The organism is Pseudomonas sp. G7(2022) (genome assembly GCF_052660475.1).
The window spans coordinates 2,327,645-2,353,753 of record NZ_CP109659.1 but is presented as its reverse complement, the minus strand read 5'-3'; the positions used below and the strand labels follow the sequence as shown (position 1 = coordinate 2,353,753).

General features: G+C 56.5%; 21 protein-coding genes and 1 pseudogene. 18 read left to right on the top strand and 4 right to left on the bottom strand.

Annotated features, from left to right (window positions below; genetic code table 11):
• Nucleotides 1–34 precede the first annotated feature (34 nt).
• The 4 genes from NE357_RS10590 (at nt 35) to NE357_RS10575 (ending at nt 4,639) form a co-directional block, all read left to right on the top strand.
• On the top strand, nt 35–1,384 hold the full coding sequence (locus NE357_RS10590) for an APC family permease (protein WP_169429789.1): 1,350 nt from the start codon (nt 35–37) through the stop codon (nt 1,382–1,384).
• A gap of 118 nt (nt 1,385–1,502) precedes the next feature.
• Nucleotides 1,503–2,519 (top strand): arginine N-succinyltransferase, encoded by a 1,017-nt coding sequence (locus NE357_RS10585; RefSeq protein WP_169429788.1) that lies wholly within the window; start codon nt 1,503–1,505, stop codon nt 2,517–2,519.
• A gap of 55 nt (nt 2,520–2,574) precedes the next feature.
• A complete protein-coding gene (astA, locus tag NE357_RS10580) occupies nt 2,575–3,609 on the top strand; it encodes an arginine N-succinyltransferase (RefSeq protein ID WP_169429787.1) in 1,035 nt (344 codons plus the stop codon).
• Nucleotides 3,610–3,769: 160 nt separating this feature from the next.
• Nucleotides 3,770–4,639, top strand: coding sequence for an isocitrate lyase/PEP mutase family protein (locus tag NE357_RS10575; protein ID WP_085733177.1), 870 nt, complete (start codon nt 3,770–3,772; stop codon nt 4,637–4,639).
• 88 nt (nt 4,640–4,727) lie between these two features.
• On the opposite strand, the gene NE357_RS10570 is transcribed toward NE357_RS10575, so the two are convergent.
• Both NE357_RS10570 and NE357_RS10565 read right to left on the bottom strand, forming a co-directional pair.
• Nucleotides 4,728–5,963 carry a M20/M25/M40 family metallo-hydrolase gene (locus NE357_RS10570; protein ID WP_169429786.1) on the bottom strand — a complete coding sequence of 412 codons (1,236 nt, stop codon included), beginning with the start codon at nt 5,961–5,963 and terminating at the stop codon, nt 4,728–4,730.
• Nucleotides 5,964–6,047: 84 nt separating this feature from the next.
• Nucleotides 6,048–7,121, bottom strand: a complete 1,074-nt coding sequence (locus tag NE357_RS10565; RefSeq protein ID WP_169429785.1) for a diguanylate cyclase — start codon at nt 7,119–7,121, stop codon at nt 6,048–6,050.
• A gap of 190 nt (nt 7,122–7,311) precedes the next feature.
• Here NE357_RS10565 and NE357_RS10560 point away from each other — a divergent pair, with 190 nt between their 5' ends.
• The 13 genes and pseudogenes from NE357_RS10560 to NE357_RS10500 all read left to right on the top strand — a co-directional run bounded on the left by NE357_RS10560 (nt 7,312) and on the right by NE357_RS10500 (nt 22,040).
• Entirely contained in the window at nt 7,312–8,766 is a 1,455-nt protein-coding gene (locus NE357_RS10560) for a flavin-containing monooxygenase (protein ID WP_169429784.1), read from the top strand.
• A 16-nt stretch (nt 8,767–8,782) separates the two neighbouring features.
• Nucleotides 8,783–9,721: an alpha/beta fold hydrolase gene (locus tag NE357_RS10555; RefSeq protein WP_169429783.1), complete on the top strand. Its 939-nt coding sequence runs from the start codon at nt 8,783–8,785 to the stop codon at nt 9,719–9,721.
• A 111-nt stretch (nt 9,722–9,832) separates the two neighbouring features.
• Complete coding sequence (hglS, locus tag NE357_RS10550) at nt 9,833–11,203, top strand: 2-oxoadipate dioxygenase/decarboxylase HglS (RefSeq protein ID WP_169429782.1); 1,371 nt, start codon at nt 9,833–9,835, stop codon at nt 11,201–11,203.
• A 320-nt stretch (nt 11,204–11,523) separates the two neighbouring features.
• On the top strand, nt 11,524–12,039 hold the full coding sequence (locus NE357_RS10545; RefSeq protein ID WP_003226246.1) for an Hcp family type VI secretion system effector: 516 nt from the start codon (nt 11,524–11,526) through the stop codon (nt 12,037–12,039).
• Between the two features lie 130 nt (nt 12,040–12,169).
• Complete coding sequence (gene tssI, locus NE357_RS10540) at nt 12,170–14,212, top strand: type VI secretion system Vgr family protein (protein ID WP_169429781.1); 2,043 nt, start codon at nt 12,170–12,172, stop codon at nt 14,210–14,212.
• On the top strand, nt 14,202–14,945 hold the full coding sequence (locus NE357_RS10535) for a DUF4123 domain-containing protein (protein WP_169432619.1): 744 nt from the start codon (nt 14,202–14,204) through the stop codon (nt 14,943–14,945). The genes tssI and NE357_RS10535 overlap by 11 nt, the downstream gene beginning before the upstream one ends.
• A complete protein-coding gene (locus NE357_RS10530; protein WP_249314390.1) occupies nt 14,942–19,762 on the top strand; it encodes an RHS repeat-associated core domain-containing protein in 4,821 nt (1,606 codons plus the stop codon). The genes NE357_RS10535 and NE357_RS10530 overlap by 4 nt, the downstream gene beginning before the upstream one ends.
• Nucleotides 19,759–20,379 (top strand): hypothetical protein, encoded by a 621-nt coding sequence (locus NE357_RS10525; protein ID WP_169429780.1) that lies wholly within the window; start codon nt 19,759–19,761, stop codon nt 20,377–20,379. Before NE357_RS10530 ends, NE357_RS10525 begins: the two co-directional genes overlap by 4 nt.
• Before the next feature lie 68 nt (nt 20,380–20,447).
• Nucleotides 20,448–20,513: pseudogene (locus NE357_RS10520) on the top strand (RHS repeat-associated core domain-containing protein); the annotation flags it as partial.
• Nucleotides 20,512–20,721, top strand: coding sequence for a polymorphic toxin type 47 domain-containing protein (locus NE357_RS10515; protein ID WP_207866210.1), 210 nt, complete (start codon nt 20,512–20,514; stop codon nt 20,719–20,721). The pseudogene NE357_RS10520 and the gene NE357_RS10515, both read left to right, overlap by 2 nt.
• A complete protein-coding gene (locus tag NE357_RS10510; RefSeq protein ID WP_169429779.1) occupies nt 20,718–21,122 on the top strand; it encodes a hypothetical protein in 405 nt (134 codons plus the stop codon). Before NE357_RS10515 ends, NE357_RS10510 begins: the two co-directional genes overlap by 4 nt.
• Nucleotides 21,079–21,651 carry an HNH/endonuclease VII fold putative polymorphic toxin gene (locus NE357_RS10505; protein ID WP_169429778.1) on the top strand — a complete coding sequence of 191 codons (573 nt, stop codon included), beginning with the start codon at nt 21,079–21,081 and terminating at the stop codon, nt 21,649–21,651. The genes NE357_RS10510 and NE357_RS10505 overlap by 44 nt, the downstream gene beginning before the upstream one ends.
• Nucleotides 21,648–22,040: an Imm50 family immunity protein gene (locus tag NE357_RS10500; protein ID WP_102686526.1), complete on the top strand. Its 393-nt coding sequence runs from the start codon at nt 21,648–21,650 to the stop codon at nt 22,038–22,040. The genes NE357_RS10505 and NE357_RS10500 overlap by 4 nt, the downstream gene beginning before the upstream one ends.
• Before the next feature lie 1,198 nt (nt 22,041–23,238).
• On the opposite strand, the gene NE357_RS10495 is transcribed toward NE357_RS10500, so the two are convergent.
• Nucleotides 23,239–24,057 carry a VanW family protein gene (locus tag NE357_RS10495; protein WP_169432618.1) on the bottom strand — a complete coding sequence of 273 codons (819 nt, stop codon included), beginning with the start codon at nt 24,055–24,057 and terminating at the stop codon, nt 23,239–23,241.
• Nucleotides 24,058–24,301: 244 nt separating this feature from the next.
• Here NE357_RS10495 and NE357_RS10490 point away from each other — a divergent pair, with 244 nt between their 5' ends.
• Entirely contained in the window at nt 24,302–25,123 is an 822-nt protein-coding gene (locus NE357_RS10490) for a glycosyltransferase family 2 protein (protein WP_169429777.1), read from the top strand.
• Between the two features lie 326 nt (nt 25,124–25,449).
• On the opposite strand, the gene NE357_RS10485 is transcribed toward NE357_RS10490, so the two are convergent.
• A complete protein-coding gene (locus tag NE357_RS10485; protein ID WP_169432617.1) occupies nt 25,450–26,034 on the bottom strand; it encodes a hypothetical protein in 585 nt (194 codons plus the stop codon).
• Nucleotides 26,035–26,109: the final 75 nt, after the last annotated feature.

The following is a 26,109-nucleotide window of genomic DNA, read 5'->3' as shown; positions in this document are numbered from 1 at the left end:
AAACGACCGATTGGCTGACAAGGAGTTGCGCTTCATGGAAATAGAAGAGTTCGGCTACAAACAGGAGTTGAAACGTAGCCTGACACTGACCGACTTGGTGGTGTACGGGATGATCTTCATGATCCCCATCGCCCCGTTCGGGGTGTATGGCTACGTCAACGCCGAGGCACCGGGGATGGTGCCTTTGGCGTACATCATCGGCATGGTGGCGATGGTCTTCACCGCGCTGAGCTACGGCAGCATGGCCCGGGCCTTTCCGATTGCCGGATCGGTCTATTCCTACGCGCAACGGGGCCTGAATCAACACGTCGGCTTCATCGCCGGCTGGCTGATGCTGCTGGACTACCTGCTGATTCCGCCACTGCTTTACGTTTACGCGGCAATGGCGCTCAACCATTTGTACCCGGATATCCCGAAAGTCGGCTTCATTCTGGCGTTCCTGGTCAGCGCAACCTTCGTCAACCTGCGCGGCATTACTTTCACCGCCCGCATGAACATCCTGTTCCTGCTGGCGCAGCTCGTGGTGCTGGGGATTTTCCTGTTCTACGCCTGGAACGCCCTGCACAACGGTGGCGGCAACGGCCAGCTGACCCTGGCGCCGCTGTATCACCCGCAAACCTTCAACTTCGCCCTGCTGATGCAAGCGGTGTCGATTGCGGTGCTGTCGTTCCTCGGCTTCGATGCGATCTCCACCCTTGCCGAAGAGATCAAGGGCGATCCGGGCCGCAGCGTCGGCAAAGCGGCGTTGATCACCCTGGTGGTGATGGGCGCGATCTTCGTCGTACAGACCTGGATCGCCACCGATCTGGCAGCGGGCATGGGCTTCAAGTCCGCCGACACCGCGTTCTATGAAATCGCCGAAATCGCCGCCGGCAGCTGGTTGGCGACCCTGACCGGCGTGGCCACGGCCCTGGCCTGGGGTGTGGCGGTGGCGATCACTTCGCAAGCGGCGGTCTCACGCCTGCTGTTCGGCATGGCCCGCGACGGCAAGCTGCCGAAAATGCTGGCCAGGGTGCACCCGAAACACAACACGCCCTACCTGAGCATTTATCTGGTGGCCGTGCTTTCGCTGGTGATCTGCTACGTGTTCATCAACTCGGTGGACACCCTGACTTCGCTGGTCAACTTCGGTGCCCTGAGCGGCTTCATGCTGCTGCACCTGACCGTGATCAACTACTACTGGCGCCGGCAGAAGTCCGGCCAGGTGATCCGTCACCTGATCTGCCCGGTGATCGGCTTCATCATCGTCGCGGCCATCATGTACAACATGGGCGTCGATGCACAGAAGCTCGGCCTGATCTGGATCGCATTGGGTCTGGTGTACCTGTTCTTCCTGAACAAGCTCGGCGCCAGTACCGCGCTGCCTGACCCGAGCAATGGCTGACAAGAAAAAAAGCGGCGTCTGACAACAAATCAGGCGACCGCCGCTTTAACGCGTGGAAACCGACAGTGATAGTCAGGTTCGGCGAATGGGCCGAACCTTTTGATACAGGAGTGCATCCATGCTGGTCTTACGTCCAGTCGAGCCAACCGACCTGCCTCAATTGCAACAATTGGCTCGCGACAGCCTGGTGGGCGTCACCTCCCTGCCGGATGACCGCGAACACCTGAGCGGGAAAATCGCCGCGTCCTGCGCGTCGTTCGACAGCCAAGCCTCGGGCCAAGGCCCGGAGAATTATTTCTTCGTACTGGAAGACCTGGACAAGCGTCGTCTGGTGGGCTGCTCGGAGATTCTCGCCACTGCCGGCTACAACGAACCGTTCTACAGCCTGCGCAACCGCCACTTCACCAGTGCCTCGCGGGAGCTGAACATTGAACACGGCGTGCCGGCGCTGTCGCTGTGCCACGACCTGAGCGGCCACACGCTGCTGCGCGGTTTCCACATCGACGCGGCACTGGTGCGCACGCCGTTTTCCGAATTGCTGTCACGGGCCCGCCTGCTGTTCATCGCCGCCCATGCACAGCGGTTTGCCGAAGCGGTGATCACCGAAATCGTCGGCTACAGCGACGAAAACGGCCATTCGCCCTTCTGGGACGCGCTGGGCAAACATTTCTTCGACCTGCCCTACGTCGAGGCCGAGCGCTTGTGCGGCTTGCAGAGCCGCACGTTTCTCGCCGAACTGATGCCGCAATACCCGATCTACGTGCCCATGCTGCCGCAGGCGGCGCAGGACTGCATCGGCCGCATCCACCCCGACGGCCAGGAAGCCTTCGACATCCTCGAACGCGAGGGTTTTGAAACCAACAGCTACATCGATCTGTTCGACGCCGGTCCGACCTTGTACGCCCGCACCGCCAACGTCCGTTCGATTGCCAGCAGTCGGATCGCCACGGTCCGGGAGGAACCACTGATCGACGCCCGCGGTCGCTATCTGGTGAGTAACGATGCACTGCATGGCTACCGGGCAATGGTCGCCGAGCTGGATTACCAGCCCGGTCAGCCCCTGGCGCTCACCCCGTCGCTGTGTGCGGCACTGAACGTCAGCCATGGCGGCACGGTGCGGGTGATTGCCCTGTGAACTGCGCCCGTACCCAACGACAGTGCCCGAGCAGGCGCGCAAAAGGAGTTGCAGCATGATTGTCCGTCCGGTCCAAGTCAGCGACCTGCCAGCGTTGATGACCCTGGTGCAACAGGCCGGGCCCGGTTTCACCACCCTGCCGGCCAATGAAGATCGCCTGACCCATCGGGTACGCTGGGCGCAGCGCGCCTTCGCCGAGCAGGTCGAACGGGCCGATGCCGACTATCTTTTTGTCCTCGAGGATGATGACCAGCGCGTGGTCGGGGTCAGTGCCCTGGCCGGCGCCGTCGGCCTGCGCGAACCCTGGTACAACTACCGGGTCGGGCTGACCGTCAGCTCGGCACCGGATCTGGGTATTCAGCGGCAGATTCCGACCCTGTTTCTGAATAATGAACTGACCGGCCAATCGGAACTGTGCTCGCTGTTCCTGCGCCACGACCAGCGCCACGGCAGCAATGGACGTCTGCTGTCGTTGGGGCGCCTGCTGTTCGTCGCCGAATTCCCGCACCTGTTCGGCGAGAAGATGATCGCCGAACTGCGCGGCAGCGCTGACGAACAAGGCTGTTCGCCGTTCTGGGACAGCCTGGGCCGGCACTTCTTCCAGATGGACTTCAGCCACGCCGACCACTTGTCAGGGTTAGGCAACAAATCGTTCATTGCCGAACTGATGCCGCGTCAGCCGCTGTACACCTGCCTGCTCACCGAACAGGCCCAGGCCGTGATCGGTCAGGCTCACCCCAACACCGAAGCGGCACTGAAGATCCTCCAGGCCGAAGGTTTTGCCCACAAGGGCTACATCGATATCTTCGATGGCGGCCCGGTCATCGAGGCGCCGATCCACAACATCCGCACCGTGCGCGACAGCCTGGAACTGAGCCTGAGCATCGGCACGCCGGACGATCAGGCGCCGCTGTGGCTGATCCACAACCGGCGCCTGGAAAACTGCCGCATCACCGTCGCTCCGGGCCGCCGGGTCGGCAGCAGCCTGGTGATCGACCGCCTCACCGCCAAACGCCTGCAATTGCAGCCGGGCAACTCGGTACGGGCGGTGCCGTTGCCCAATCAACAGCAGCAGGCGGTGGCGGCCTGAGCGCCTCAGCCTGCTGCAAGAAAGCCTGAACAGGTTTTTCCTGGTTAACTTCCTCGTTAATTCGTCATGATCCTTGACCCATTGGCGTGATAGCCTTTTCACCTTCGGCGTTGACACCTTTGCTCAAGCCTTTCCATTCCTTTGTATTGGTGGAACTCGTATGACCAGGCTTTCTCATCAAGATTTGCGCCGTAACTTCCGTCAGCTGCTGGCTTCCGACACCTGCTATCACACCGCCTCGGTGTTCGATCCGATGTCCGCCCGCATTGCCGCTGACCTGGGATTTGAAGTAGGGATTCTCGGCGGCTCGGTCGCTTCGTTGCAGGTCCTGGGCGCTCCGGACTTTGCCCTGATCACCCTCAGCGAATTCGCCGAGCAGGCCACTCGCATTGGCCGCGTCGCCCAATTGCCGGTGATCGCCGACGCCGACCACGGCTACGGCAACGCACTCAACGTGATGCGCACCATCGTCGAACTGGAACGCGCCGGCGTCGCCGCGCTGACCATCGAAGACACCCTGCTGCCGGCCCAGTTCGGCCGCAAATCCACCGACCTGATCACCGTCGCCGAAGGCGTCGGCAAGATCCGTGCGGCGCTGGAAGCCCGGGTTGATTCGGAAATGGCGATCATCGCCCGGACCAACGCCGGCATCCTGCCGAACCAGGAAATCATCAGCCGCACCAGGCAATACCAGGCCGCCGGCGCCGACGGTATCTGCATGGTCGGTATTCAGGACTTCGACCAGCTTGAGCAGATCGCCGAACACCTGACCGTCCCGCTGATGCTGGTGACCTACGGCAACCCGGCGCTGCGCGACGACAAACGCCTGGCTGAACTGGGTGTGCGCGTGACCATCGACGGCCACGGTGCCTACTTCGCCGCGATCAAGGCGACCTACGACAGCCTGCGCGAACAACGCCAGATCTTCACCCAGGCCTCGGACCTGAGCGCCACCGAACTGACCCACACCTACACCCAGCCTGAGGAATACATCCTCTGGGCCAAGGAATACATGAGCGTCAAAGAGTAACCTCGCACCACGCGACAAAGAGGCAGAGCGGCCCGACGCCATTACGAGTCCACTCGCGTGGCGCCCGCCGCGAAACCGCTGCCTGCCATTACCGTTTCGCCAACTCCATGATCATCCGCGACAACAGATAAATCCGCGGCGCCACGCTCTCCACTTCCGCGTATTCCTCTGGCGTATGAATGTTGCCGCCGACAATCCCGAACCCGTCCAGCGTCGGCGTCCCAACCCCGGCCGACAGACTCGCATCCGCCGCCCCACCGCTGCCTTCTTCAGTCAACTTGCGACCAATTTCGCCGTAAATCCCCTGAGCCATCGCCATCAAACGGTCTGACTCCGCCGTCTGCGGCATTGGCGGCAAGCCCCGTTGCAATGAAGTCTTCACTTCGGTGTCAGGAATCAGTTTGTCCTGCGACACCCGCGCCAGATCCTTCTCGATCCGGTCGAACTCCTCCGGCACCGCCGCCCGTACATCAGCCTTGGCTGTGGCCTGATCCGGAATGACGTTGGTGCGGTCGCCAGCCTTGAGCACAGTGAAATTGATCGTGGTTTTCTTCGCTTCGTCGCCGAGCTTGCCCAGTTGCAGGATCTGGTGCGCCGCCTCCATCGCCGCGTTGCGCCCCAGTTCCGGCGCGACGCCGGCGTGAGCAGCCTTGCCCTTGACCTCGACCAGCGCGGTGGCGCTGCCCTTGCGCCACACCACCAGACCATCGGCCGGACGGCCCGGTTCGAGGTTGAGGGTGACGTCGTGGAGCTTGGCGGTTTTCTTGATCAGGTCGGTGGCAACGTCCGAGCCGGTTTCTTCGCTGGCATCGAGCAGGAACGTGATTTGCGCGTAGTCCTTGAAGTCGAGGTTCTTCAGGATTTTCAGCGCATAGATGCCGGCGACGATCCCGCCCTTGTCGTCCATCACCCCCGGCCCGTAGGCGCGGCCGTCCTTGATGTGGAACGGTCGCTCAGCAGCGGAGCCTTCCTTGAACACCGTGTCCATGTGCGCCATCAGCAGGATTTTCGCCTTGCCGGTGCCTTTGAGCGTGGCGAGCACGTGGTTGGTTTTTTCCGGCGTATTGGGCACCAGTTCGATGGTGGCACCGAGCTTTTTCAACTCATCGATGGCGATTTCGCTGACTTGCTTGAGCCCCGGCTCATAGCCGGAACCGGAATCGATATTGACCAGGCGCTCGAGCAGTTTCAGGGCTTCGGGTTTGTATTGCTCGGCGTCGGCCAGCACCTGCTTGTGCGGTTCAGCGAACGCGCCAGCGGTGGCGAAAGAGAGGCTCAGGCCGAGACCGGCGGCCAGCAGGGAACGAGGGAAATTGAACGTCATGAATCAATCCTTGTTTCGTGTCGGGTACTGAACCGTACCTGACATCGCCCCAAGGCTCTATCCCGGATGCGACACCCATTCCGTTCAAACCGAATCGAATACCTCGCGCCGCGGCTTGTCATCGTTGCAGCAGATCACCCGGTTGCGCCCGCTGGCCTTGGCTTCGTAGAGTGCCTCATCAGCGTCATTGAGCCAGCGCATTGCATCACCGTGAGCCGGATCGAGCGCCGCCAGGCCAATGCTCAGGCTGACTTTCAGCGCCGGGTTCTGTTCGTACACCAGAAAGGAAAAACGCTCACGCAACGCCTCCATCGCCTGCGCGGCATTGAACAGCGGCAGGTCCGGCAGGATCACGCAAAACTCGTCGCCGCCATAACGCCCCGCCACATCCGCCATGCGCAGGTTCTGCTTGAGCATTTTGCTCAACTGCCGCAGGACGATATCGCCCGCCACATGGCCGTAGGTGTCGTTGATCGCCTTGAAGTGGTCGATGTCGATCAGCGCAATCGCTGCGCCTGTCTGCTGGCGTTTGCAGCGCTGGAATTCGATTTCCAGTTGATCCTTCCAGGCGCCGTGGTTGAGCAGTCCGGTGAGGCTGTCGGTGCGGCTCAGGGCCAGGAGTTCACGTTTATGCAAGCCGAGGGTGTAGGCCTGGCGAAAGCAGATCCAGCCGAGCGCCAACGGATACAGCATCAACAGTGGCAGACAGGCATAAAGCTGTGCCGACGTGGTCATCGGGATGAACGCGGGGGCAAATACCACCAGCCCGACGCCAACCCCGAGCAACTGCGCCGCCGCCCCGGCCAGCAGAAAGCGCAGGCCGCCGATGGCGACGTTGTTCATCGCCATCATCGAAATGGTCGTGGCACTGGGCAAGGGATTGAAGTGCATGGCGGCGACCCAGAAGCCACCGAGAAAGGCGTCTATCAGCAAATTGCGGTGCTCGGCGTGATAAGGCACCCGCGCCCGTCGGGCCCATTGAAACGCCAGATGCGGCCAGACCAGTCCGTTGAACAGCATCACCGCCCAGACCCAGGCCGGCGGATCGAGTGGATACATCGCGACGCTCACGCACAAAAGCCCCAGAACCAGCCCGAGGATTCGCGATGTATAGAGCCTCCTGGCCAGTGAAAGTCCCTTTCCTCCCGTTCTTCCCATAGGGGCCTCGACCACTCGACGGCACTGCGCAGACCGCAGACCCGATGTATTGGGAGTCTATCAGGGCAACGTCAAATAGCCATCACCGGCCAGCGGGCCGAATACCCCGTCATCAGCACCACACGGCGAGCAAATGATTGGCTATACATGAAAGGAAGAAAATGGAAAAAAGACTCTAAGAAGGAGGCCCATGCAGACCTATCAAGTGCTGATCATCGGCAGCGGGTTTGGCGGCCAGTGCGCGGCGGTCAATTTGCTCAAGGCCGGCATCGACGATTTTCGCTTGCTGGAGCGGCGGGACTTTTTCGGCGGCACCTGGTGCCAGAACACCTACCCTGGCGCGGCGGTGGATGTGCCGTCGCCCCTCTATTCCCTTTCGTTTGCGCCCTACCCCTGGACGCAGATGTTCGCCGAACAGGCCGAACTGCAACGCTACACCGAACACGTCATCGAGCGTTTCGGCCTGCGCGATCGGGTGGAACTGGAGGCCAACGTCGAGCGGGTCGAGTGGGATGACACCGAAAAACGCTGGGCTGTACACACTGGCACCAAAGGCATTTTTTATGCGCAGTTCCTGATCAATGCCACCGGGCCGTTGAGCCAACCGGTTATCCCAGACTTCCCCGGTCAGGATCGCTTCAAGGGCAAGACTTTTCATACAAACAATTGGGATCACAGTTACGACTATCACGCTAAACGCGTGGCAATTGTCGGCAGCGGCGCCAGTGCGGCTCAGGTGATTCCCGCGATTGCACCCGAGGTCGCCGAATTGCACGTATTTCAGCGCACCGCGCACTGGGTGCTGCCCCGGGCCGACCGTACTTTCGGGCGGTTCCAGCGCTGGTTGCTGGGTCTGAAACCGGCCTACAAACTGCTGCGCTGGATGATCTACTGGCAATTCGAAACCCGGGTCATCGCCTTCAAATACTCGAAACCGGCGATTCACATGGTGCAGCGACACGCCCTGAAGTTTCTCAAACGCCAGGTGGCTGACCCCGAGTTGCGGAAAAAACTCACACCGGACTTCACCATCGGCTGCAAAAGGGTATTGGTCTCCAGCACCTATTATCCGGCGCTTACCCGGCCCAATGTCACCTTGCACAGCCGCGAACAAGGTATCGCCACCCTCGACGAAACCGGCATCGTCACCACGGAGGGCCAGCACATCGACGTCGATCTGATCGTCTGGTCGACCGGTTACGACGCCACCGACGGCGTGATTTCCTACCCGGCCAGCGGAAAAAACGGCGTAAAACTGCGCGATGTCTGGGCGCAGTATCCACGCGCCTACCTCGGCACCAGCCTGCCGGACTTTCCCAATCTGTTTATCGTCACCGGGCCGAACACCGGCATCGGTCACACCTCGGCATTGTTCATCATCGAATCGCAGATGAACTACATCCTCGACTGTATCCGCACCGTGCAGGCCAAAGGTCTGCGCAGCATCGAAGTTCGCCCCGAAGCAGAACGTACCTACACTCAGATGATTCACCGGGAGATGGAGCGCACGGTCTGGAAAACCGGCGGCTGCCACAGTTGGTATCAAAGCAAGAGCGGTCATGTGATCGCGATGTTTCCCGGCTTCAGTTTCAGCTACCACCGCTTGACCCGGGCGCTGAAACCGGCCGACCACATTCTGTCTTGAACAAGGAAGACCCACGATGCTTTTGCTGTTTGTCGCCCTCGCAGTTTTCGTGGCCTGGAGCTGGTTGAGTTACCCGGCGGTCGGTCACTGGCTCTACGACCTGAGCGCGGCCCTGGAGGCCAGGCTTTACCGGTTGCACAAGATCGAAGTGCCCATCGCCGAAATGACCGTGTCGACCTGGCAAGGCGGGCCCTATGAAGCGTCGAGCAGCATTCTGATGCTGCACGGCTACAGCGCCGAAAAGAACCTGTGGCTGCGTTTTGCCCGGCACTTTGTCAGCCAGTATCGGGTGATCATCCCGGACCTGGCCGGTCACGGCGAAACCGGCTTCAAGGCCGGTGGCGGCTACGACATTCCGGTACAGGCCAAACGCATGATTCAGCTGCTCGACGTCTGCGGGGTAGAGAAAGTCCACGTTATCGGCAACTCCATGGGCGGTTACATCGCCGCGTGGCTGGCGGCGACCTATCCGGATCGCATCGCTTCGGTGGCGCTGCTCGACCCGGCCGGCGTCACCGCACCAGAAGCCAGCGACATGGAGCGTCACCTGGCTCGTGGGCACAATCCGTTCCTGATCAATTCCCGGGAAGAATTCCGACACTTCTATGCGATGACCATGGCCTCACCGCCCTGGGTACCCGGACTGGTGCTCGATGCCATTGCCCAACGCTATGAACAGCAACGGGACGAACTGGAAGAGATCTTCCGGGACTTCCGCGCCAGCCCGCCGATGGAACCAAAGCTGCCGGACATCAAATGCCCGGCGCTGTTGCTCTGGGGTCGCAAGGATCGGTTGATCGATGTCAGCAGCGTGCCGGTGTGGAGCAAGGGCATCGCCAATCTGCGGGTGGATGTGTGGGACGGTGTCGGGCACATGCCGATGGTCGAGCAGCCGTCGAACACGGCACGTTTGTATCGGGAGTTCCTGGGAGAAAACTCACGCGCGGACAGGTAAACGGTCAGTCGTTGGCAGAATGAAGTTCGTAGGATTCTTCGTTTGCCCGCGTCGGCGAAGGCTGCGATCTTTTCCTCCATCCTTTACGTGACCGTGCCAGGAATTTTTTTCATGACCGTGCAGCCGTTCGTCAGCCCCGACCTGATCCGCCAACGCTTCTCCAAAGCGATGTCCGATATGTACCGCGAAGAAGTGCCGCTGTATGGCGCACTGATGGAACTGGTGGAGCAGACCAACCGCGAAGTGCTGGCACGCGAGCCGCAGATCGCCAGTCAGTTGCACAGCACCGGCGAAATCCAACGGCTGGACATGGAACGCCACGGTGCAATCCGCGTCGGCACTGCCACCGAACTGGCCACCCTCGCCCGCCTGTTCGCCGTGATGGGCATGCAGCCTGTGGGTTATTACGACCTGACACCCGCCGGCGTGCCGGTGCATTCCACGGCGTTCCGTGCGGTGCATGAAAATGCGCTGCAGGTCAGCCCGTTCCGGGTGTTCACTTCGTTGCTGCGACTGGAATTGATTGAAGACCCCGAACTGCGAGCCTTCGCTCAATCAGTGTTGGATCAGCGTTCGATCTTCACCCCGACAGCGTTGCGCCTGATCGAGCAGGCCGAAGCCGCTGGCGGACTGACTGAGTCCGAAGCCGGGGAATTTGTCCTGCAAGCGCTGGAGACTTTTCGCTGGCACCACAGCGCCACCGTCACCGCCGCGCAATACCAGACCCTCAGCGCTCAGCATCGTCTGATCGCCGATGTCGTGGCCTTCAAGGGCCCGCACATCAACCACCTGACCCCGCGCACGCTGGACATCGACATCGTTCAGGCGCAGATGCCGCTGCATGGCATCACGCCAAAAGCGGTGATCGAAGGGCCGCCGCGTCGGCAACACCCGATCCTGTTGCGTCAGACCAGTTTCAAGGCGCTGGACGAGTCGATCGCCTTCACTGACCAGACAGAAACCCGAGGCAGCCACAGTGCTCGCTTCGGCGAGATCGAACAACGAGGTGCGGCGCTGACACCCAAGGGCCGGGCGTTATACGACCGTCTGCTGAATGCTGCGCGAGATGAATTGGGTGACTTCCCCAACGAAGCCAATGCCTCACGCTATAACGCGCTGATGACCCAGCACTTCAGCGAATTCCCTGACAGCCTCGATGGCATGCGCGAGCAGGAATTGGCGTATTTCCGCTATTTCCTGACAGGCAAAGGAAGTCGTCCCGCTGATGTAACGCTGCAAGGGTTATTACGCGACGGCTATGTGAAAGCCCAACCGCTGGTGTACGAAGATTTCCTGCCGGTCAGTGCGGCAGGGATTTTTCAGTCGAACCTGGGGGATGCGGCGCAGACGCACTATGGCGAGCATTCCAATCGACAGGCGTTCGAGTTGGCCTTGGGGCGTTCGACCATTGATGAGTTGGGGCTCTATGCCGAAACACAGCGTCGTTCGATTGAAGAATGCCTCACGGCGCTGACTCGATAAGCGGCGATGCGGCCTTTGGCCATACTGCGCAAGAAGTTGCGCAGTTGCTGGTAATAAAAAGGCCTCTCGAACTGCTGTAGGCCTTGTTTATCAAGGCCTACAGCCAAGTGCGCAAGAAGTTGCGCAGTACTGCGCAACTTCTTGCGCACTTCGAGCTACCGAACTGATCAAAAAACGCTCAAAGCCGCGATCCAGAGCGGTCAAGTCCCCGGCTCCCGGGGACGTGGCAAAAGCTGGCACGCTCCTTGATAACAGTCAGGCACCCACCGGGCGATTTCGCCTCCCGGGCACCCTAACTTTATCCGCAAGGAGAGCATCCCATGGCAACACCAGCGTACATGTCGGTTACCGGCGAAAAACAAGGCCTGATCACTGCCGGCGCCTTCACCGCCGACTCCGTTGGCAACACCTACCAGGAAGGTCACGAAGACCAGGTCATGGTTCAGGCGTTCAGCCACGACGTGATCATCCCGCGTGACCCGCAATCCGGTCAGCCAACCGGTCAGCGCGTTCACAAGCCAGTGATCATCACCAAGGTCTACGACAAGGCTTCGCCACTGCTGCAAGCTGCTCTGACCTCCGGCGAGCGCATGAGCGAAATCGTTATCCAGTGGTACCGCACTTCGGCTCAAGGTACCCAGGAGCACTACTACACCACCAAACTGGAAGACGCGATCATCGTCGCCATCAACAACAAAATGCACAACTGCCAGGATCCAGGCAACTCGCACTTCACCCACCTGGAAGAAGTGCAGTTCACCTACCGCAAAATCACCTGGACCCACGAAGTATCCGGTACTTCGGGTTCCGATGACTGGCGTGCTCCAGTCGTTTAATTACGGCTGATCGTTGCAAGCATCGGCCAGCTCTGCTGGTCGATGTTGTTTACGCCCTCCAGAATTTCGCGTGCGTTGATCCGCCTGGCGGTCATCGACGAACGCCGCTGTACAGCACGAGGAACAAGGGATGTTCGCGCCGGCCAATGAAACCCACTTTGCCCTGACCATCGAAGGTCTTTCCGCCGACTTTCAGGTGTTTACCCTGACCGGCCGGGAAGCCATCAGCCAGCCTTTTGTGTTCGAGGTGGAGCTGGTCAGTGAGCAGCCGTCGCTGGACCTCGAAACCCTGCTGCACAAACCGGCCTTTTTGCAGCTGTCGCCCGACGGCAGCGGCATCCACGGTCTGATCTACCGCGCCGCGCAAGGCGATTCCGGCAAGCGCCTGACGCGCTACTCCGTGACCCTGCGCCCGCAACTGGCGTACCTCGCGCACCGAATCAACCAGCGGATCTTCCAGAACCTCAGCGTGCCGAAAATCATCGGCAAGGTCCTCGAAGAACACGGCATTCAGGGCAACGCCTACACCTTCCAGACCGGCTCGATCTACCCCGAGCGCATCTACTGCGTGCAGTACGACGAATCGGATCTGCATTTCATCCAGCGCCTGTGCGAAGAAGAAGGCATTCACTACCACTTCCAGCACACCGCGACGGCGCACAAACTGGTGTTCGGCGATGACCAGACGGTGTTTAAGAAACTGGCGCCGGTGGCCTATCAGCAGGACTCCGGCATGGTCGCCAGCGACCCGGTGATCAAGCGCTTCGACCTGCGCCTGGAAACCCGCACCAGCCGCACCAGCCGCCGCGATTACGACTTCGAAAAACCGCGCATCACCCTCGAAAGCGAAAACCGTGGTGACGCCCTGCCCGACCTCGAGGACTACGATTACCCGGGCCGTTTCGTCGACCGAGAACGCGGCAAGCACCTGGCCAAACGCGCCCTCGAACGCCACCGCAGCGACTTCCAGCTCGCCGAAGGCAAGAGCGATCAGCCGCTGTTGGTCAGCGGCCATTTCCTCGCGCTGAAAGAACACCCTAAGCCCAAGTGGAATGACCTGTGGCTGCTCACCGAAGTCCTGCACGAAGGCAAGCAGCCGCAAGTGCTGGAAGAGTCGGTCACCAGTGACACCACCGCGCTGAAAGACGATTTCCATCAGGGCTACCGCAACCGCTTCCAGGCCACCCCGTGGGACGTGCCGAACCGCCCACCCCTGCGCCACCCGAAACCGCGCATCCTCGGCAGCCAGAGCGCCGTGGTCACCGGCCCGAAAGGTGAAGAAATCCACTGCGACGAATACGGCCGCGTCAAAGTCCAGTTCCACTGGGACCGCGACGGTCAGGCCGACGACAAGACCAGCTGCTGGCTGCGCGTCTCCAGCGCCTGGGCCGGCGCCCAGTACGGCGGCATCGCCATCCCGCGCATCGGCATGGAAGTGCTGGTCACCTTCCTCGAAGGCGACCCCGACCAGCCGCTGATCAGCGGCTGCCTGTACCACAAGGAAAACACCGTCCCCTACGCCCTGCCGGCGAACAAGACCCGCACCACCTTCAAAACCCTGAGTTCCATGGGCGGCGGTGGCTTCAACGAACTGCGCATCGAAGACAAGAAAGGTCAGGAACAGATCTTCCTCCACGCCCAACGCGACTGGGACGAGAACATCGAACACGACCAGAAAATCCGCGTCGGCAACGAACGCCACGACGTCGTGGAAAAAAACAGCTACACGGAATTCAAGGCCGAAGAACACCACACCGTTTACGCAGACCGCAAAGTCGAAGCACGGGCCAACGACCACCTGACCGTGGGCGTGAACCAGCACATCAAGATTGGCACCGGGCAATTCATCGACGCCGGCCAGGAAATTCACCTGAGCAGCGGAATGAAAGTGGTGCTGGAGGCTGGGGCCGAACTGACGCTGGTCGGCGGTGGCAGCTTCATCAAGATCGATGGCGGCGGCGTGACCATGAGCGGGCCGGCAATCAACATCAACTCCGGTGGTGGGCCGGGAAGCGGCACGGGGGCGGCGCCGTTGATGCCGGGCGTGCTGAAGCAGGCGGATGCCGACAAGGCTGGCGCCGTACTGACCCCGGCGCAAATCAACACCCTCAAGCGTAATGCGCCGTTTTGTGAAGAGTGTGAAAAATGCAAGGCAGGTGCTTGTGCCATCTAATCGACTGACACCCAAGGATTGGCTGGCACAACAGCCGCTGCAAAAAGATGAGCGTCTGTATTTGATCGTCAGCGCCGCCAGTGATGCCGAAGCGCTCAAGGCTTTGTATCAGAGTGAACCGTCCGTGCAGGCCATTCCCGTCTGGGGCGGGACGCCCTACTCCACCTGGCAACCGGTGATGCCTTACGTCGCCGAACTCAAGGCCAACTCGGCCTTCCTGCCCTGGATCACCGAAACCGACGCCCTCGACTGGGGCTGGCTGGCGATCTCCCGCTCGGAACCCAACGAAGTCTTCGAACACCTGCGCAGCCTGACCCAAGTGAAAATGCCGGACGGGACCGAGGTGTTTTTCCGGTTCTGGGATGGGCGGCATATCCATCCGATTCTTGAAGGGTTGGGTGAGACGGCTGGGGAAGTGCTGCCGGTGTTTGAGCGGTATCTGATTAATGGACGGAGCCTGGAAGTCGGGCCGAGGGTGGTGCCGAAGGTGAGGGATTGGCCGTGGTGGGAGGTGCCGAAAGACCTGCTGGACAGCTTGATGGCCGAAAATCCGTCAACCGTGATCGGCAACATGATGCAGTGGCTGCAGGAAGAGCATGCCGACCTGTACTTCTCGTTTCCGGAATCGAACCTGCAAAAGAAAGTGGCGCGCTTCGTAAAACGCACGCCACTCACGGAAGAAAATTTTACCGGCCTGCTGAAGGCCCATCTGGAAAGTGAGGTGGCTGTATGAGCATTTTGATGGGTGAGATTGTTGCCAATCTCAATGCAAAACAACCTGACGCTCAGGCCATCATCAGCGACTTCAAGAAGTGTCTGAAGGATTATCGCGAGCATGCCGAAGCCTGGTACGGCGGCATTCTGGACGCTGAGCAGCAGTTCAAGGTCGGTGACGAAGTCGGTACAGCGGACAAGGACAGCAAAAAGGAAAATACCCTTTATGCCAACTGCCCTGCCAACGGCAAACTGAAGCTGGTTCACAGTTTTGAATCAGCGCGTTTTGTCCCTATCGGCAATACGCCGGTGCGACTGGTGCCGGTGGAGGATGGCAAGCTCTATGGCAAGAACGAAGTCGGTCAAGCGATCAACGTCAAAATCGGCCCAAGCGGCATTCTGGAGGTCACAGGCCTCAAACCGCATCAGCAATATGAAATCACTTTTTTCCCGAATCCCACCAAGGCTCAGATCGATAGCCTGTTCAACTCCTATCAAGGCGTAATCGGGGACCTGAGCGGCTGGCTGCAAACAGAGTGGACCACCGATTTTCTGCCACTCTGGCAAGCACATACCAATGCATCCATGGGTGGACGGGCATTACAACAGCTGGAATCGGCCTGGAAGGGATTCCTCAAGGCAATCATGGGGCTGTGGGGGGACATCAAGAGCCTCTACGACCTGGTTGCGCACCCTCGGGAAAACTACGAGAAGCTCAAAAAGTTCTTCACCGAAGAACAGATAAAGAAGATCTATAACGCTTCGAAAGAAGCCATCCAAACAGCACTGCTGATCGCCAGTGACGAACCACTCATGTGGATCTACGTCGCGGCGATCGTCGCGTGGGTCAAGATGCTGCCTCCGCAGACCTGCACTGAAGTGCTGGCAGAACTGACTACGGAAGTACTGCTGAACATCCTGATCGGTATTGTTTTGACGGGCGGGATCGGTTTGGCCGTCCGTATTGGCACCAAGGGCCTTAATGCTGCAAGGAACAGCGGCAAGGTCATGACACTGATTGAAGACTTCACGTCGATGCTGATGAAGATCAGCAAGAAGAATGCGACGGCGCACGCCGATACGGCGAAACCGTTAATGCTCAACGGCAATTCGCCACTGAATCAGGCGCGAAAGGCAAGCGTAGAAATTGCGCCTCCAAAACCCGCAGAGACCGCCACACCACCCAAGAAAAAACCACCCGTTTCCGGAGGTGCTGTAGAGACGGATGCGCAGATTCATGCACGCGGCAAGAAGGAAAACAGTACCCGCGCCCAACAACAGGAAAAAGTAGACAACGCGCCCGACCAGTCCAAAAACCCGGCGGATCAACCTGCTCAGTGCGCCGATAAGACCTGCACTAACGGTGAACCGGTATCGATGGTGACCGGCGAGGAATTGCTGACACTCACAGACGGCATATTGGGTGGGCTGCTACCCGTTGAATGGACACGTCTCTACCGCAGCAGCGCGGTCGAAATCGACGGGCGTCTCGGCCATGGCTGGAGCCACTCCCTGTCCCATCGCCTGCAAATCAACGATGAAGGCGTGTTGTGGACTGATAACGAAAACCGTCAGACCCGCTTCCCGATGCCGACCGAACAACGGCCAGCCATCACCAACAGTCTGGCTCAGGCGGCGATTTATCTGGGCAGCGCGCCTGGTGAACTGATCCTCACCCAAGCAGGGGCAAAACCACGCTTTTATCATTTCCGCGCAGACCGCCTGACGACGGTCAGTGACTCGTACGGAAATCAGGTGCATATCAGCTATGACCTGGTGGGGCGGATCCAGCGCATCGATAACGGTGCTGGCCGCGCGTTGCTGTTGCGCTACGACGATCGCCATATCGTTGCCGTGGATCAGCAACAACAGCGTTCCGAGTATGACGAGCGTGGTGAGCGCCAGGATCCGTGGCTGACCATTCAGACCCTCGTCACCTATCGCTACAACGCTCGCAATCAATTGGTCTCGGCCTCCAACGCTGCAGGCGAAACCGAGCATTACCGCTATAACGATCAGCACGTCATTCTTGAGCGGCAACTGGCCGGTGGCGCCAGTTTCTTCTGGGAATGGGAACGTGAAGGCAAGCTCTCCCGCTGCGTACGTCATTGGGCCAACTACTCCCAACTGGAAGCTCGCTACGAGTGGGATGACAAGGGCACGGTAACGGTTCACAACGCCGATGGCAGTGAACAGGTTTACGTGCATGACGAAAATGCACGTCTGATCAGTGAAACCGCTGCCGATGGTGCTGAAACGCAAAACGCCTATGACGCTGAGGGGCGTCTTGTTGCTGTAAAAGATCCAATGGGGGCCATCACCGAGTATCAATACAGCGATGCCGGACGATTGATGGCTGTCATCCCGCCGGAAGAAGAACCGACCCACTACAACTATTTCGATGGTCAACTGATTGAAGTCAAACGTGGCAAGGCCCGTTGGCAGTACGACCGCAATCAACAAGGCGACATCACCCAGCAAATAGACCCACAGGGCAACGAAACCCGCTACAGCTACGACCGCCAGGGCCGCTTGCTGGAAATTCACCATCCTGATGGCAGCCGCCATCAACTGGGCTGGAACAACCTCGGCCAATTACTGGAGGAGCGCCTTCCGGACGGTGGTCAGCGCAAGTATCGCTATGACGCACTCGGACGCCAGATCACCCGGCAGGACGAATTCGGCGCCATTACCCATTACCAATGGGACGCCGTCGATCGCCTGACCCAGATCACCCTCCCCGGCGGTGCCACCCGGGCTTTCACCTACAATCCCTACGGACGCGTCACCGCCGAACGCGATGAGCTCGGCCGCATCACCCGCTACGAATACGCCGACAACCTGCATCTGGTCAGCCGCCGCATCAATCCCGACGGCAGCCAGTTGCGCTATCGCTACGACAACGCGGGCCTACTGCTCACTGAAATCGAAAACGAACGCGGCGAGCATTACAAGCTCGACTACTACGCCAACGGCCTGATCCAGCAGGAAACCGGTTTCGACGGCCGCCGTACCGCGTACGAATACGACCTCAACGGCCAGTTGCTGAAGAAAACCGAATTCGGCGACGACGGCAGCGAATTGGTCACCGAATATCAGCGCGATGCTGCCGGTCGACTGCTGGTGAAAACCCTCGCCGATGGCGAAGAGATTCACTACAGCTACGACGCTCTGGGCCGTCTGGTGAATGTCGACGACGGTCACTGGCCGCTTGCCTACGAATATGACGTGCAGGATCGCCTGATCACCGAGCATCAGGGCTGGGGCACCACACGTTACGAATACGACAGCGTCGGGCAACTGAGTCACTGCCGCCTCCCCGACGGCAGCACACTCGACTACCGCCATTTGTCAGGCGGACGTCTGAGCAGCATCGACCTCAACGGCTCACGCCTGACCAGCCACCAATTCAATGCCGGTCGCGAGCAGCAGCGCCAGCAAGGCCTGCTGCTCAGCCAGTACCAGTACGACGAACAAGGTCGCCTGCAAGCGCACAGCGTCAGCCAACGCGAGAAAAACCTGTTCCAGCGTCGCTATAACTACGACGCAAACGGCAACCTCGCCGGCATCGACGACAGCCGAAAAGGCAACCGCAGCTTCCACTACGACCCGCTGGACCGCTTGACCAGCGTACGTGGCGCGACACCTGAAACCTTCGCCCACGATCCGGCCGGCAACCTGCTCGGCCAGAACAACGAAGGCACAGCCAACTTCGCCAACGTCAAAGGCAACCGTCTGCTGATGCAAGGCGACCGCCACTACGACTACGACGCCTATGGCAACCTGATCCGCGAACGTCGCGGCACCGGACAGAAGCTCGTCACCGAATACCGCTACGACTGCCAGCATCGTCTGGTCGGTGTCAGCCTGCCGGGCGGTAGCACTGCATCCTATAAGTACGACGCCTTCGGTCGTCGCATCGAGAAAACTGTCGATGGCCAGACCACCGAATTCTTGTGGCAAGGCGAACGCCTGATCGCCGAAAGCGGTGAAACCCGTTATCGCACCTATATCTACGAACCCGGCAGCTTCCGCCCGCTGGCGATGCTCGACGGCGAAGGCCCGCTTAAGGCGACGCCGTTCTACTATCAACTCGATCATCTGGGCACACCGCAGGAACTCACCGACTACAGTGGCGAGATCATGTGGTCCGCGAAGTACCGTGCATACGGCAACCTCGCTGCGCTGGATGTCAGCGAAATCGACAACCCTTTGCGGTTCCAAGGTCAGTATTTTGATGCCGAGACGGGCCTACACTACAACCGTCATCGCTACTACAATCCGGGTACTGGACGTTTTCTGACTCCGGATCCGATTAAGCTTGCGGGTGGGTTGAATAACTACCAGTACGTAACAAATCCTACTGGCTGGGTTGATCCTCTGGGGCTCCAACAGTGTCCAGATAATCTAGGTAGATACTTAGACAAACCAGCGAATGCTGATGGGTCTCTTAATATTGGTGCGGGTTCAAATCCAATTGAAGGTTATTACAACATTGACATTGATCCCAAAACGCCCGGAGTACATGCAGGTAATGCGACAGATTTGTCAGGCATAAAATCTGGTTCGCAGAGCTACATCAACATGGATAACCCCTATGGCTTTGACCCTTTAAATCCGGAGATCCTAAGAGTGCTATCTGAAAATGGACAGATAACCATCACCGGCAGTGCTTACGCCAACAAATATATAAAAAAATCACTCAAAAGAATTGAAGAGCTTGGGCTTAAAATCGTTTCACAAACAAAAGTTGACCCAACGGGGTTCAAGACCATTGAAGGCGAGCAGATCGGGTCCAAATCACTTGATCGGTTCATTATCGAGAGAGCAAAATGATTTTTTCAATTGATATCACAGAGTGCTTTGGCGCGATCGACTCCGATAACGCAGGCGGGATCATAAGCTATATCAGCATCCCCCCCATCGAAAACCCTCGGGAAAAATTTCACCTTAATCTATCAAACTTCGTACTTAACTTAATCGACAAGCCCGTCATCGCCTCGATCAACAGGCAGAGCTCAAACTTTTTGGAGAACATGACCGAAGACGGCTTCCTTGTAATAAGACGAGCCAGTATTTCCTTTGAGTCAATAAAAGGCTACGAAAAATTATTACGACTATTAAACCAAGACCACGGATATTTGACCCACGAACGCTACGGCCAAAAATTGAACACCGGAGACAAGATCTACGACATCAGCGGAAGACTCTTTTCGAACCCGGAGCTTTTAATTAACTTCGCATTCATTTCACCCAGCACTATAACACTTGAATTTAACTCATCAGACCACACCTACATAGAAAGCTACCCCGAGCTTCAAAAATCTTTAGAAAAACTAAATTCAAGAGAAAAACCTACTCAACCACCTCTCACAGGCCTATTCGACCCCACATATAGCAACACTCATACAATTAGCAACTTTGACGCTGGCTATCGAATTTACAATAAATAATTACCACGCGATCACAACGGGGAGCAGATTCATTTTTTGTTTAAGAAGCCAAAGGGGACAAGCCAAAGGGGACTGGGCGTTTTCTGACTCCGGATCCGATCAAGCTTGCTGGTGGGTTGAACAGCTATCAGTATGAAAGTCAAAGAGTCAAAGGGGACAGATTTATTTTTTGCTGATGAAAATAAATCTGTCCCCTTTCAACGCACTTCCACTGACGGCCCTGCAGACCCCCATGTTGGATACCAAACACCGGGGAAACGCGGTACTGGTGGCGCAGTTAGAGGACATATCTTATTAGAATCAGTGCCTGTATCACGCGCGAGAATTGGAGACCCGCAATGAACTACCTAGAAAAAGAAATCGACTCTGTCTTAGAAGAGCAGAACATAGCAAATAAAAAACTAAACGAAATTGAACTTGCCAACCTAATCAGAGATTTAACGATCGCATTCTTCTCCTCTCCCTCCAAGAATCTGGATCCATATTTTTTGATACACACCGAAAAAAAGCATGATCCTGAATTCTGGAAAAAAGTTGACACAATTGACGACCTTGAATATCCCACTCTAATAGTTCACGACGACAAAACTCACGCTTGGAAACTAGAGTCTTCTACTGATCTCAAAGCGTTACTATTCGAAACGACTGGCTTCCCATTCTGGATAATAGGAAAAAATTTTAAAACCTTGACATACATGGATGACCACGACTGCGTACACACCAGCAAAAAACCTAACAAATAACGCACCTCCCAAAAAACATAATCCAAACAAATTAAAGCGGATACAAAATAAAGGGAGCAGATTTATTACCATTGAAAAAAATAAATCTATTCCCTTTCCACTCCGTCTCATTTTCACCCCGCATGATTTTCACAACATTTCAAAACCAACAGGCAAAATAAAAATCTTTCTCAAAACTAAAGGCAAAACTAAAGGGGACAAAACTAAAGAACTAAAGGGGACAGATTTATTTTTCGCTAAAGAAAATAAATCTGTCCCCTTTTCAGTCCCCTTTTCATTAATGACGGACAAGTCTGGAGAGAGCATCTTAAACAGTGATGGGAAACCAGTTCTTACTAGAGAATATCAATTCACACGTGCTGATGGCTCCAAAGTAGTCATCCAAGATCACTCAGCAGGGCATCAGTATAATGAGCCGGGAAATAAAGGTGACCAAACAGCACACTTCAATCTCAGGCCAATTGAAAATACGAGAACAGGCAAGGTTCCTGGTGCAAGAGATCACTATTATTTCAAGGAAAAAAAATGAATTCCTGGAACGAATTAGACGGAAGCAATTTTTTTAACAAGGTATTCACCTCACCCATCCCAATCGGGGAGATAGAACTGTTCTCCATAAATATTGACAACAGTAGACCAGTTATAATAATGGAGTTTGATATTCCAGATTACCCAGATGCACCGCCAGCCAAATGGAAGCAGTCTGGATTTAACACCTGCCGCATAGGTTTAAATTGCAGCAACATCGAAGACCTTTTAATAAAAAACATTCCCACCCATGAAAAAATGACAATCAAAATCACATCCAACGAACAAAAATTCAGAGTAATTGCATCCAGTGAAAATTCATTAATTGAATTCACTACTAAACATCCGCTACTTTGCGGCCCATCCGCTTACTTGAACGCCCCAGAATAACCAAAAAACCAAAGGGGACGAATAAATATCAAAACGGGGGCAGACTTATTTTCTTTGAAAAATGAATCCGCGCCCTTCCCAGTTAACTTGAAGAACAAAAATGAGCTTCCAGAAGACAATCCTTAGAAAAACATGGTGGGGTTTGGACCAAAGGGGGACCAAAGAAGGGGACAAGAAGGGGACAAGAAGGGGACAGATTTATTTTTCTTCGGACAAAATACGTCCGCCCCCCTTTCAATATGTAACACACGGATTTCCGGCATCTCCAGATCAAGTTCAAAAACACATGAAAAATACCAAACAATATGAGAAGAAAACTTAAATACGAACTCCAACCCCTCCGAGTACCCAGCGGATGGACAATCACAATCAACAACCTTTACGAGGTTGATCTCACCCCCGAAACTGCAGATTGGTTTAGTAGCTCAGTTTTACTAGGTGGTGCACGACAAACTACGGGACACTGCTTTGACTCCAGAGTTGAACCAGAAGGAGATCCATCGGGAGAGTTTGTAATTGAATTCCTAACAATCAAGTACGACAACAAAGGGAACCCTTTAAAAAACTCCGAGACATTCCTAGGGGAATTCAAAACAAAAAACAAGATGGAATTTATTAAAAAAATCGAAGATTTTATGCTTGAAGCATAACAAACCAAAATTTTTTTCGCTGAAGAAAATAAATCTGCTCCCTTTTCAACCTCTTTCATACATTATGTTCTTGAAGACAATCCCACCACATACCTCAGAGCTTGGAGATTCCATCAAATGAAGGTCGTATGTATATTCAATAACCTCAATCAAGCACCAAATCCAGAAACCGTATCAAGATTAAAAAAACACATATCACTTCCTGATGGCGAATTAGACCTGCAAATAGGAAAAGAATACATTGTCTACGGAATAGCATTCCGGGACAACTGCCCTTTGTACTAAATATGCTCAGAAACCCATGATGAATATCCCATTCCTGTCGCAGCTGACTTTTTCGAAGTCATCGACAGAAAACTTTCGTGCTATTGGAAACTTTGCTTTCTCGCCTTAAAATCAAAGCCAGAAAGCAAGTTAGTATTCGCTGAGTGAGCTTCAGATATTAATTTTTATGAAAACCTGATTAATGGCGACAGACAAGCCATCGCTATATTTTCCAAATACAGAAAACTCATGGATGCAGAAGAATAGTAATTCCAGAACCATGATTACTTCGTATCGATCAACGCGTCCAACACCTCATACTTAACCACCACCCGATTCCCATACAACCGCTCCCTCTCCACCAACACCCCCACCTGCCCCTTCTCCCTCACCTCCCGCCAAATCTCATTCTCCCGATACACCCGCTCCCCCTCCCGCACAAACCGATGCCCCACCTCGAACACGTGATACCGATAAGCCCGCTCCCGATCACACAACAATTCCCCCTCCAGTTGCGTCTCCCCCACCCTCAGCTTCAGCTGAAAGCTGCGATCCGTCGGGTTGTGCAGTACCAGGTCGATGTAGTTGTAGAAGATCGCTGCGCCGGAGCCGAATGGCAGGACGCGGCCGTCGTCCGGGAAGGGGTCGAAGCTGTGGTTGGCGCGTTCGATGACGACCAGGGGTGAGTGAATGGCCATCCAGTGGATGAGGTTGCTGAGTTGGCAGATGCCGCCGCCGATGCCGGTGCGGGCCTGGCCGAAGGACAGTTCCATGCCTTCGACGTAGCCGCGTTGGCGGGTCGGGCGGCCTACGAGGCGGCAGAAGGAGAAATATTCGCCGGGGGCGATGGTGACGCCGTCGATGGCAGCGACGGCGAGTTTGAGGTTGATGACTTTGTTGTGTTGCAGCGCCAGGTCCGAGTCGCCGAGTTTGCGGATCAGTTTTGAGGTGTGTTTGAGGTAGCGATACGGCAAGCGCTCGGACGTCGTGGCCGGCCGTGCGTAGCGTTTGCTCGAGCAGTGCCAGGCGATGTGGCGAAACAGTCTTTTTTGCCACACGCGCAGCCAGTAAAGGGCCGGGTGGTAGAGGGAAAGTGGTTTCATCCGTGGCGAACGGCGCGGGCCGTTGTCTTCCTTGAACTTGAAATGGCGGCGCATCTTACCGTGGAACCGCGCTTGATCGCCAAGCGCCTCGCCGGTGTCGCAAGCCGTAACAAGTCGCCCGGTCCGGACGCTCGAAAATTAAGCTTGAACTAAGGTTGCGTCCCTACCATCCGGGCCACAAAGCAGCGGTTCTGTGGGCTGATTGCCGTCAGCAGAACCCTTCAACTTGAAGTGAGCCCAGACCATGAGTGCGATCGATTCCACCTCAAAACAACTGCCCGCCTTCAGTCTTGTATTGGTCAATTACAAGACGCCGGAAATAACCCGGATGTGCCTGGAGTTTCTCGAGCAATACGTCAAGGAGCATCAAATTCCGGTGTGGGTGGTGGACAACGATTCCGCCGATGAAAGCCTGATCTACTTGCGGTCCCTGGACTGGATCAACTTGATCGAGCGCCCTTCACCCGGCAAGGAAGCGGGGCATATTGCTCATGGCAAGGCACTTGATCTGGCACTTGCGAAAGTTGAAACCGATTACCTGTTTTTGCTGCACACCGACACTTTCGTTTTTGACAGTACTGTCTTTTCGATGATGATGAATGAGTGCATGCAATCTTTGGATACAGCGGCGGTCGGTTGCGTCGAGCAATTAGATCGCGGCGTCCTTAGAGACACCTGGCGTTTGTCTTCACGTTACTTCAAACACTATTTCCGCAGGGCAAAACAGCATTTTGGGTTGCCCTCCAGAGATCCAAAACCCTACCGGGAAACTCACCTGAAAAGCTTCTGCACCTTGTGGAACGCTCAGTTGATCAAGGCTCACGGGCTGCATTTTTCGATGGATGACCGGGTCCCGGGATACACGCTGCAGGATCGTTTAAGCAACCTTGGCTACGGCATCAAATGCCTCTCGCCGCGAACGATCTTCCGCTACCTGGATCACATCCAGGCCGGCACCGTGGCTGCTATCGGTGGATATGGCACGCGACACCGCCGTACCACCATGTACCAGGAAACGCTCAAGCGCCTTCAGTTACAACAAGGCATGCGACCCGCCAAATCGTAAGACAATAAAAAAAGGGCGACTTCACAGTCGCCCTTTTTGCATCTGAATTCTTTGGCCTCCACTCCGAGGAGGTGTTCGCCCAGTGTAATGGCCTGGCAATCCATGCACCGGTAAAGAGCCCTGACACTGGGCGAACGCGAAGGATTTTAATGGAAATTGGCGGATATGTCGTCCTGCTTCAACATGAAATTTATGTACTGAAAAGTTAAAGAAAATATTCGTCGATATTTCCCGACAAACTTTCTGAATTCATCACCTTGAACACTTTATATGACTGCTCTCATACAATTACTTGTACAAGAACAGCCGTTATGTAGAGTCAATACTCAACTTTCATGCTGACTGGTCACTTTTAATACATCGGTGTATGTGACCACCACACTCTGCCCGACTTTCAAATCTTTCAGTTTGGCCTGAATCTCAGGCTTCTCGACGTTGAGGGTTTTCGACTGGCCTGAAGGATTTTCCAGGGTGACCTGGTTTGTCGCCAAATCAATTTTGGTGATTTTCAGTTGCACCTGAACCTGGCGGAAAGCCTCGCCCCCCGGGTTGCTGCTGCCCACGGCATTGCGCAGTTCACCGGTGCGCTCGGTGGAACCTGGCAGACCTTTATCCACATCGGTGTCCAGATAAGCGGCGACCGAACGAGTCACCTCGATCTTGACCAGATCCCCCACCTTCAGATTTCCGAGGTTTTTGGCCTTGTCGCTGAGCTGGATATGTACCTGGCGACCTTCCGCACCCTCAAGAACAACCTGATGATTGGCCGGGTCAACCGCCAGCACTTTGGTGGTTACCCGGTCGGCCTCGACCGTGGCCGACAGCGGGATATCGTTGGCCATCGCCGAAAGGCTGGCAGCAGAAAGGGCGGCGGCGAGTGCAATGGCGTGCGTCAGTGCTTTGAGCTTCATAAGCGGTACTTTCCCTGTGATGGATGACAGCACCCGGCGCCGAATCGGTCTCGGCACCGCGCGTGCCAAGGAGCA